This window comes from Kribbella sp. (assembly GCF_035687465.1).
Taxonomy (GTDB): domain Bacteria; phylum Actinomycetota; class Actinomycetes; order Propionibacteriales; family Kribbellaceae; genus Kribbella.
Window position 1 is genome coordinate 19,429 of sequence record NZ_DASRXP010000031.1, and the last position, 8,536, is coordinate 27,964.

11 protein-coding genes are annotated in these 8,536 nt (G+C 69.0%); 4 read left to right on the forward strand and 7 right to left on the reverse strand.

Annotation, left to right across the window (positions count from 1 at the left end; all coding sequences use genetic code 11):
- Window positions 1–3 precede the first annotated feature (3 nt).
- Window positions 4–897 (reverse strand): alpha/beta fold hydrolase, encoded by an 894-nt coding sequence (locus VFG33_RS01505; RefSeq protein ID WP_325021528.1) that lies wholly within the window; start codon window positions 895–897, stop codon window positions 4–6.
- A 137-nt stretch (window positions 898–1,034) separates the two neighbouring features.
- Here VFG33_RS01505 and VFG33_RS01510 point away from each other — a divergent pair, with 137 nt between their 5' ends.
- Window positions 1,035–1,667, forward strand: coding sequence for a TetR/AcrR family transcriptional regulator (locus VFG33_RS01510; protein ID WP_325021530.1), 633 nt, complete (start codon window positions 1,035–1,037; stop codon window positions 1,665–1,667).
- Here the strand turns inward: VFG33_RS01510 and pruA are convergent.
- Both pruA and VFG33_RS01520 read right to left on the reverse strand, forming a co-directional pair.
- Entirely contained in the window at window positions 1,664–3,292 is a 1,629-nt protein-coding gene (gene pruA, locus VFG33_RS01515; RefSeq protein ID WP_325021532.1) for an L-glutamate gamma-semialdehyde dehydrogenase, read from the reverse strand. The genes VFG33_RS01510 and pruA overlap by 4 nt on opposite strands.
- A 139-nt stretch (window positions 3,293–3,431) precedes the next feature.
- A complete protein-coding gene (locus VFG33_RS01520; RefSeq protein WP_325021533.1) occupies window positions 3,432–3,980 on the reverse strand; it encodes a TetR/AcrR family transcriptional regulator in 549 nt (182 codons plus the stop codon).
- A 54-nt stretch (window positions 3,981–4,034) separates the two neighbouring features.
- Between VFG33_RS01520 and VFG33_RS01525 the strand changes: the two genes are divergently transcribed.
- The 3 genes from VFG33_RS01525 to VFG33_RS01535 all read left to right on the forward strand — a co-directional run bounded on the left by VFG33_RS01525 (window position 4,035) and on the right by VFG33_RS01535 (window position 5,415).
- On the forward strand, window positions 4,035–4,187 hold the full coding sequence (locus VFG33_RS01525) for a nuclear transport factor 2 family protein (protein WP_325021535.1): 153 nt from the start codon (window positions 4,035–4,037) through the stop codon (window positions 4,185–4,187).
- The gene (locus tag VFG33_RS01530; RefSeq protein WP_325021537.1) at window positions 4,172–4,429 is read left to right on the forward strand and encodes a nuclear transport factor 2 family protein; all 258 of its coding nucleotides are present in this window, start codon (window positions 4,172–4,174) and stop codon (window positions 4,427–4,429) included. Before VFG33_RS01525 ends, VFG33_RS01530 begins: the two co-directional genes overlap by 16 nt.
- 116 nt (window positions 4,430–4,545) lie before the next feature.
- Window positions 4,546–5,415, forward strand: coding sequence for an alpha/beta fold hydrolase (locus VFG33_RS01535; RefSeq protein ID WP_325021539.1), 870 nt, complete (start codon window positions 4,546–4,548; stop codon window positions 5,413–5,415).
- Between the two features lie 55 nt (window positions 5,416–5,470).
- Here the strand turns inward: VFG33_RS01535 and VFG33_RS01540 are convergent, their stop codons facing one another.
- From VFG33_RS01540 to VFG33_RS01555, 4 genes are all read right to left on the reverse strand, one after another.
- The gene (locus VFG33_RS01540) at window positions 5,471–5,935 is read right to left on the reverse strand and encodes a VOC family protein (protein ID WP_325021541.1); all 465 of its coding nucleotides are present in this window, start codon (window positions 5,933–5,935) and stop codon (window positions 5,471–5,473) included.
- Window positions 5,936–5,996: 61 nt separating this feature from the next.
- Window positions 5,997–6,947: a non-homologous end joining protein Ku gene (gene ku / locus VFG33_RS01545; protein WP_325021543.1), complete on the reverse strand. Its 951-nt coding sequence runs from the start codon at window positions 6,945–6,947 to the stop codon at window positions 5,997–5,999.
- 31 nt (window positions 6,948–6,978) lie between these two features.
- On the reverse strand, window positions 6,979–7,503 hold the full coding sequence (locus VFG33_RS01550; RefSeq protein WP_325021545.1) for a DUF6912 family protein: 525 nt from the start codon (window positions 7,501–7,503) through the stop codon (window positions 6,979–6,981).
- Window positions 7,500–8,536: WS/DGAT domain-containing protein (locus tag VFG33_RS01555; protein WP_325021547.1), on the reverse strand; the 1,037-nt coding region annotated here is incomplete at its 5' end. The genes VFG33_RS01550 and VFG33_RS01555, both read right to left, overlap by 4 nt.

The window sequence follows — 8,536 nt, forward strand, 5'->3', positions numbered from 1 at the left end:
GTCCTACACAGGCGGTCCGAAAGCACAGATGACCCGCCTCGCGTGAGTCGGATCCAGCGCGTTCGCGACCAGTTGCGCGACCGTGGGGTCGAACGCCAGGCCGACATGGCCGACCGGATCGGCCGGGCAGGTGTCCTGGACGAACTTGTTCTGTACGCCGGGCTCGCGGATGAACGAGGTCTCATGCGGCGTCACCAGGGCGTCGAACCGCGAGGCGATCACCGTGTACTTCACCCCCGGCTGGGCGATCGGGCCGGTGGTCAACTGGTTCACCGCCGATCCGCCGACGATGATCTCGTCGCAGGCGGGGCAGCCGAACTCACGCAGTACCTGGTCCACCAGCGGCCTCAGGCCGAGGTAGTCCCCGACACTCACGAGCCCGGCGAACGTCGTACCGTGCGTCGGTGGTGCCAGCGCGACCACCTTGCCGACCTTGGCGGCGTACCCGCGGACCTTCGGACCGTAGATGCTCTGGAACCCGCCTTCGGAGTGGCCGACGATGTCGACCTTCGCGGCGCCGGTCGACTGACGGACCTGGTCGATGAAGGCCTCGATCTGGGCCGACGACTGGACCACCGAGACCGTGCCGCCGACCGGGATCACCGGTGTGGCCTGGCCGTAGGTGAGGGTGAAGGCGCAGTAGCCCTTCGCGGCGAGGTACGGGCCTAGATACGCGTAGTTGCCGGGGCCGTTGCCGCCTAGTCCGTGCAGCAGGACCAGCGGATTCGGGTGGGCGGCCGACGGCTTGCAGTCCCAGTTGTCGAAACCAGCGGACGGCGCTGCGGCGGCGGTTGGTGCAGTGGCCGTTGGTGCGGCGGCGGTTGGTGCGATTGCGGCGGTGGCGAGGGTTGCGGTGGTCAGCAGGACCAGCGCGGCTCGCCGGAGCGTGGTTCTCATGGCGGCTCCCAGGGGCTGTGTCGTTCGGTGACGACGGGATGACCGTCAGTTGAGCACGTCTTCGAGTTAGGAACAAGGCCTCGTGTTCATAACTTGCCGACTGGTTACCAGACCGCGCGCCGGGTAACGTCCCGGGCATGGCCCGACGGATCAGAGGACTGGACGCGGAGCAGCGCCGCGCCGAGCGCCGCGAGCAACTGCTCGACGCCGCGCTCGAACTGTTCGCCGCCAACGGCTACCTGGGCACCTCGATCGAGCAGATCTGCAGTACTGCGTACATCGGCACCAAGAGCTTCTACGAGGTGTTCGACAGCCGGGAAACCTGCTATCTCGCGCTCCTCCAGCGCACCTCTGAGCGCCTCGAAGCCGGCATGGTCGCCGTCGCCGACCAAGGACCGGCCTCTGAGCGGGAAGCGGTCACCACGCTGATCGCCTCGTTCGCCCACGCACTGGTGGACGACCCGCGCGTCGCCAGGGTTACCTTCGGCCAGGCGGCCGGGATCTCCGCGACCGTCGAACGCCAGCGCCGCACGAACCGCCGCTGGGCGGCGGGATTCCTCGAAACCCTCTGGGATTCGTACGACGATCGCCCGCCCGCGGACCCGCGAGCGAGCCACAGCGTCGCGATCGGTCTGGTCGGCGGGTTGTTCGACCTGATCTCGGACTGGCTGCTCGATGCGGACGTGACCGCGGCGGACCAGGTCGACACGCTCATCGCCGACCTGACCGCCTTCTACTTCACCGTCCGCCGCGGCCTGGCTGCTGCCTAGCCCTGGTGGGGGTAGCGGTAGTCGGTGGGCGGGGTGAAGGTCTCCTTCATCGACCGAGGGCTGGCCCAGCGGATCAGGTTCCACATCGAGCCGGCCTTGTCGTTGGTGCCGCTGGCCCGGGCGCCACCGAACGGCTGCTGCCCGACGACCGCACCGGTCGGCTTGTCGTTCACGTAGAAGTTGCCAGCGGCGAACCGCAGGTAGTCGCTCGCCTCGGCGACCGCGTGGCGGTCCTGAGCGATCACCGCGCCGGTCAGACCGTACGGCGCCGCCTTCTCCATCTGCTGGAGCACGGTTGAATAGTCGGCATCGTCGTACACGTGGACGCCGAGGATCGGCCCGAAGTACTCGGTGGTGAAGATCTCGTCAGTGGGGTCGTCGCTCACCAGCAGCGTCGGCCGGACGAAGTACCCCTGGCTGTCGTCATAGGTGCCGCCGGCAAGGACCTCGATCGCGTCGGACTGCCGGGCCCGGTCGAGTGCCGCCTTGTGCTTGGCGAAGGCCCGGTCGTCGATCACCGCGCCGATGAAGTTCGACAGGTCGGCGACATCGCCCATGGTCAGCGAGTCGGTCTCGGCCGCGATGTCGTCACGGATCTGGTTCCAGACGCTGCGAGCGACGTACGAGCGGCTGGCGGCGGAACACTTCTGCCCCTGGTACTCGAATGCGCCGCGCACCATCGCCGTCTTCAGCACCGCGGGGTCGGCCGACGGGTGAGCCAGGATGAAGTCCTTGCCGCCCGTCTCCCCGACCAGCCGCGGATAGGTCCGGTACGACGAGATGTTGGCGCCGACCGTGGACCACAGGCTCTGGAAGGTCTTGGTGGATCCGGTGAAGTGGATGCCGGCCAGGTCCGGATGGGTCAACGCGGCCTTGCTCACCTCGATGCCGTCGCCGGTGACGAGGTTGATCACGCCCGCCGGGAGTCCCGCGGCCTCGAACAGCCGCATCGTCCAGTGCGCCGCGAACTGCTGGGTCGGCGAGGGCTTCCAGACCACCGTGTTGCCCATCAGCGCGGGCGCGGTCGGCAGGTTGCCGGCGATCGCGGTGAAGTTGAACGGGGTGATCGCGTAGACGAACCCCTCCAGCGGGCGGTAGTCGACCCGGTTCCAGATGCCCGGCGACGAGATCGGCTGGTCGCTGACGATGTTGCGCGCGAACGCCACGTTGAACCGGAGGAAGTCGATCAGCTCGCAGGCGGCGTCGATCTCGGCCTGCTGGACCGTCTTCGACTGGCCGAGCATGGTCGCCGCGTTCAGGGTGTCGCGCCACGGGCCGGCCAGCAGGTCGGCCGCCTTGAGGAAGATCGCCGCACGGTCGTCGAAGGAGAGCGAACGCCAGGAGGGGGCCGCCGCGAGGGCCGCATCCACGGCCGCCCGGCCGTCCGCCTCGGTGGCGTTGCCGAGGGTGCCGAGCACGTGCGCGTGCTTGTGCGGCTGGACCACCTCGATCGCCGCACCGCCGCCGAGCCGCTGCTCACCGCCGATCGTGCAGGTCAGGTCGATCGCGCCGGCCGCGGTGAACTCCTTGAGCTTCGCCTCCAGGCTGCCCCGCTCGGGTGAGCCCGGTGCATAGCCCCGCACGGTCTCGTTGACGGGAGTGGGTACGGCGGTGACGGCATCCATGGTGCGGTGCTCCTCGAATCAGCTCGGTGGTGTACGCCGGGTGGTCCGCGCCGCGGCACCCGATCGGGGCTCCCACGACACGTTCGCGCCCTTCATGCTGCCACGCCACCACCCAGGACCACGAACCCGACTGGTCCGGTCAGCCGACGCTCACACCACGGCGGATCAGTCGCAGCAGGCGCCGTACCCGGACGGGCTCGGCGGTAGCTGTTCCCGAGACGAGGACGAGGAGGTCGATCGGATCCAGGTCAGGCTGGATTGATCCGGCGGCGCGGCACTTGTCGACCAGGCGGACCACCACCTCGAACATCGCCGCGTGCCACTGCTCATGAAGTTCGGAACGGCGTGCGCCCGGCTCCAGAGTGCGAGCAAGATCACCCTTCGCGGCCACATGGCCGACGAACGCCTCCAGCCACTCGAAGAGCGCGTCGAGCGGATCCGCGGAACCGCCCAGCAGGGCCTCTCCGAGGTCGGACAGGCCTGCGACCTCCTCGGCGTACACGGCGATGAGGAGGTCGTCCCGGGTCGGGAAGTGCCGGTAGAGGGTGGCGTTGCCGATCCCGGCACGACGGGCGACCTCGTCGAGTGGCGCGGCCGTTCCGAGCTCGTCGAAAACCGCCCGGGCTACCGCGACCAGCTGGTCGCGATTGCGTCGCGCATCGGCTCTCAGGGGCTTAACTGGGGACATCCCCACTTACTGCACAGTGTGACTAAACGGGGACTTCCCCATTTAGGAGGCGCTATGACACCCGAGGACCGGACCGCCATCACCGACCTGATCTCGCTGCACGGCCATCTCACCGACGCCGGCGAGCTCGATCGGCAGGACGAACTGTTCACCGAGGACATCACCTACGACGTTCCGCCTTCGGCCTCGGGGTGGCCGAGGGCCTGACAGCGCTGAAGGAACTCGCACTGCAGTTGGGCGACGCCAATCCCGTCGGGCACCACATCACCAACGTGGTGCTGACCGAGGAAGGTGACGGCGAGGTCCGGGCGTTGTCGAAAGGAATCGGCATCATGGCCGACGGCTCCTGCGGCAGCGGCACCTACGAAGACCGGATCGTCCACACCCCAGCCGGCTGGCGAATCGCCCACCGAACCGTCCACGCCCGCCGCGTCCCCCTCGGCGGCTAGCCCGTCTCCAACGTCCGAAGAACCTTGGGTTCTGGCCTCAGCGTCCTCAGACGCAAGCAGGTCAGGCTAGGGGCGGCGGGCGGTGGTTTGTGGCGCGGTGGCGGTAGGTTTCGGGGGTGGCTGGGATCGGGCATTTCGTGAGTGCGCAGGCGCAGGCCGACTATCTGAGGCTGTACGACGACCTGATCGGGGAGATTCCCGGGCAGCGTGAGACCAGGGATGTCGAGACGGCGTTCGGGCGGGTCCGGGTGTACCGGTTCGGGCCGGACGACGATGCGACGCCGATCGTGCTGCTGCATGGGCGCGGGGCGACCTCGGCGATGTGGGAGCCGAATCTTCCCGTGCTCGCGGCGGCACGGCCGGTCTACGCGATCGACTCCCTCGGCGAACCGGGCCGCAGCGTGCAGACCGTGCCGATCAGCTCGTCGCAGGACCAGGCCGACTGGTTGCGCGAGGTGCTCGACCAGCTCGGGCTCGAGCGGGTCCACCTCGCCGGCGTCTCGGGTGGCGGCTGGCTCGCGTTCAACCTGGCCTTGCACGCGCCAGAGCGGCTCGCCTCGATCAGCCTGCTCGAGCCGGCCCATGTGTTCGCGAAGTTCTCCAAGAGGTTCCTGCTCGGCGGATTCGCCCTGATCCCCGGTCTGCCTGATCGCTTCGGCGAACGCTTCCTCGGCTGGGTCTCCGGCGGTCCCTCGATGGATCTTCCGGTGGCGCGCCTGCTCACCCAGGGCTTGCGGGACTACCGGATGAAGCTGCCGATGCCGTCGTACGGATCCGACGCCGTACTGCGCGCTCTCCGCGTACCGGTCCTCGCTTTGCTGGGTGGTCGCAGCGTGGTCCACGATCCCCGCGTCGCGGTACGCCGTGCGCAGAGCCTGGTCCCCGACTGCGAGGCCGAACTCTGGCCCGACGCCTCACACGCGATCTCCGGCGAGTACCCCACCCAGATCAGCGAACGCATCCTCCGCTTCGTGTCCCAGCTCTAACGTCCGAAGAACCTTGGGCTATGACCTCAGGTTCTTCGGACGCAAGAGTGTTGGGTCAGGGGCGCCAGGGCATGTGTTGGAGGGCCCAGGTGTTGCCGTCGGGATCGGCGAACCAGGCGTAGAAGACGCCGCCGAGATCCTCGACCTCGCTGACCTCGACGCCGCGGCCGATCAGCTCGGCGCGGGCGGCCTCGATGTCGGCGACGACCAGGTGCAGCCCGCGGAGCGTGCCGGGCGGCATGTCGAGGGTCGGCAACCCCTCGGCCAGGGTGATCGAGCAGAACGATCCGGGCGGCGTCAGCTGAACGATGCGGACCCCGTCGGCCGGCGTGACATCGACGTCGACGTGGAAACCGGCCTTTTCGGAGTAGAACGTCTTGGCCCGCTCGAGGTCCGTCACCGGCACGGGCACCAGCTCGAGCAGGAAGGCTCCGGGCTGGACCAGCGGCGCGGTCGGGTCGACCGGGATCTCGGCTGGGTCTTGGGGAATGGTGGTCTGCGTCGGCATGGTGTCGGACATGGGATCCCCTCCTCAGGACGGACAACGGCAGCCGCCGCTCAGGCAGCAGGCCGAGAGCTGATCAGGCGGACTTCTTCGCGGCCTTCTTGGCGACCGTCTTCTTGGCCGGGGCGGCCTTCTTCGCGGCCGCGGCCTTCTTGGCCGGAGCCTTCTTCGCCACGGTCTTCTTGGCCGCCGACTTGTCGTCCGTGTCCGCGTCGCCCTTGCCGCCACCGCCCGAACCGCCACCCGCGCGGCGGGCCTTGGCTGCCTCGACCGAGGCGCGCAGGGCGGCGACCAGGTCGACGACCTCAGCACCCTCCTGCTCTTCCTCTTCCGATTCCGGGATCGGTACGCCGGCGGCCTTGGCCTCGACCACCTGCTCCAGCGCGGCGCGGTACTCGTCGTGGTACTGGTCCGGATCGAACTCGCCGCGCAGGGTGTCGATGTACGACTCGGCCATCGCCTTCTCCTGCTTGCGGATCTCCACGTCCTCGGACGGGGCCGCGAAGGATGAGTCCCGCACTTCGTCCGGCCACAGCATCACCTGCAGTACCAGGACGTCGTCGTGCGTCCGGAGCAGCCCGAGGCTCTCCCGCGACCGCAGCGCCACCTTCACCAACGCGTAGAGCTCGGAGCCCTCCAACGCGTCGCGGAGCAGCACGTAGGGCTTGGCACCGGGACCACCGTCGGCCGCGAGGTAGTACGACTTGCCCAGGTAGAGCGGGTCCACCTGGTCCGCCGGCACGAACTCGAGCACGTCGATGACCTTCTTGCTGGACAGCGGCAGGTCGGCGAAGTCGTCCGGCTCGAGCACCACCATCCGCCCGTCGGCCATCTCGTAGCCCTTGCCGATATCGGAGTACGGCACCTCCTCGCCACACTCGGCGCAGACCCGCTTGTACCGGATCCGGCCGCCGTCGGCGACGTGCACCTGACGGAACGAGATGTCCTTCTCCTCGGTCGCGGAGAACACCTTGATCGGGATCGTCACCATCCCGAACGAGATGGCGCCCTTCCAGATCGCCTGCATCGCCATCAGCTCCCGTCAGTTCAGCCCGAGGTCACCGGGTCAGATCGCCGCGGGGACCCTCCGCGGCGAGCAGGTCCGGTATCTCCTGTGTCGCGTACCACAACAGGTCTTCACCCTCGCACGAGTCGAGGGCGAAAACAGCGTCTTCATCCCCGTTTTGCGCCGCCTCCCAGCCTGCGGCCGCCTTGGCGACTACCTCCGAGGCGCCGGCCGAGTCCAGATGAATCGAGGCCACGGCCGTCCACGGCACCACCACGTGCAATTCCAGTGAGGCATCTCCGAGCTCGACCGTGCCGTCGGCCGGCGGGACCGCGCTCACCTCGCAGGCAACGACCACCCGCCTGCGTGCCGCCTCCGGATCCGCCGCGATCAGTCCGACCGAGGCTCGCGCCGCCTGCGCCATCGCGGCGTACTCGAGCTCCTCGTCGTCGCCGTCGGTGTACCACTCGCGCAGCGCCGGCGTGACGGCGTACGCGGTCAGTGGGGGCGGGCCGAACTCACCCGCGTGGCAGGCGAGGTCGAGCAGCGTGAGCGTGGATGGGATGTAGACCCTCATGAGCCCGCCTTCTTCGAAGGTGCATTCTTCTGGCGGGGCTTCCGCCGGCCGCGCGAGGCACGGTTGTGGCTGCCTTTGGTGGTGTCCAGCAGCTCGTCCAGCGCATCCGTCACGCACTGGGCGAACACGGCCAGGTCCGGCATCGCCGTACGGTCCGCGTTCAGCCCGAACGACACCTTGCCGTCGTACGACGTGACGCCGACGGACAGACCCTGCCCCGGCATCAGCGGCACCACCGGGTACGACGCCAGCATCGGCGCGCCCGCCGCGTACAAGGGGAACTGTGGTCCCGGCACGTTGGTGATCACCACGTCGTCGATCGGCCGCACGGTGGCGGTCGCCACCCGGGCCGCGAGCGCGTGCAACGTGGTCGGCGCGAAGCCGGCGATCCCGACCAGCGAGCGGGCGCTGACCGCGCGACCGGTGTCCTTGTGGACCTTGGTCTGGTACGAGATCTGGTGCAGCCGCATCACCGGCGAGTTCTCTCCGACGGGGAGGTTCACGGTCGAGGCGATCACCCGGGAACCGAGCGAGGTCGGCTCCTCGTCATCGTCGTCGCGGATGCTCACCGGGACCACCGCCCGGACGCCGCGGGTCGGGCTGACGCTCTCGCCACGGGTCATCATCCAGGCCCGCAGCGCGCCCGCGACGACGGCCAGCACGACGTCGTTGACCGTGCCGCCGAGGGCCGCGCGGATGGTCTTGATCTCGCCGAGGTCGAAGCGCGCCGTCTCGAACCGACGGTGCGGGCCGATGGGTCGGTTCAGCGAGGAAGCCGGCGCGCTCCCCATCTGCGCGAGGCCGACCAGCGGCCGGATCCCGGTCGCGAGCAGCTGCGCGAAGCGCGCGCCCTCGGTCGAGGCGTCGCTCGGCTCGCCGGAGCGCATCGCGCGGACCAGCTCGATCGCCTCGCGCGCATAGCGGATGGGGTCGGTGACCTGCTCCTTCAAGGCGTCGAGGAAGAGCGCGCGGCTGTCGGGCGCGGGTCGCGGCGTCCAGGGAGCCGCCACGGGCGGAGGCTCTCCGTTGCGCA

Excerpts from the sequence above, each read along its gene's own strand:
- ku (WP_325021543.1), bottom strand. The coding sequence starts at position 6,947 with ATGCAGGCGATCTGGAAGGGCGCCATCTCGTTCGGGATGGTGACGATC.
- VFG33_RS01505 (WP_325021528.1), bottom strand. The coding sequence starts at position 897 with ATGAGAACCACGCTCCGGCGAGCCGCGCTGGTCCTGCTGACCACCGCA.
- pruA (WP_325021532.1), bottom strand. The coding sequence starts at position 3,292 with ATGGATGCCGTCACCGCCGTACCCACTCCCGTCAACGAGACCGTGCGG.
- VFG33_RS01525 (WP_325021535.1), top strand. The coding sequence starts at position 4,035 with ATGACACCCGAGGACCGGACCGCCATCACCGACCTGATCTCGCTGCAC.
- VFG33_RS01510 (WP_325021530.1), top strand. The coding sequence starts at position 1,035 with ATGGCCCGACGGATCAGAGGACTGGACGCGGAGCAGCGCCGCGCCGAG.
- VFG33_RS01550 (WP_325021545.1), bottom strand. The coding sequence starts at position 7,503 with ATGAGGGTCTACATCCCATCCACGCTCACGCTGCTCGACCTCGCCTGC.
- VFG33_RS01540 (WP_325021541.1), bottom strand. The coding sequence starts at position 5,935 with ATGTCCGACACCATGCCGACGCAGACCACCATTCCCCAAGACCCAGCC.
- VFG33_RS01520 (WP_325021533.1), bottom strand. The coding sequence starts at position 3,980 with ATGTCCCCAGTTAAGCCCCTGAGAGCCGATGCGCGACGCAATCGCGAC.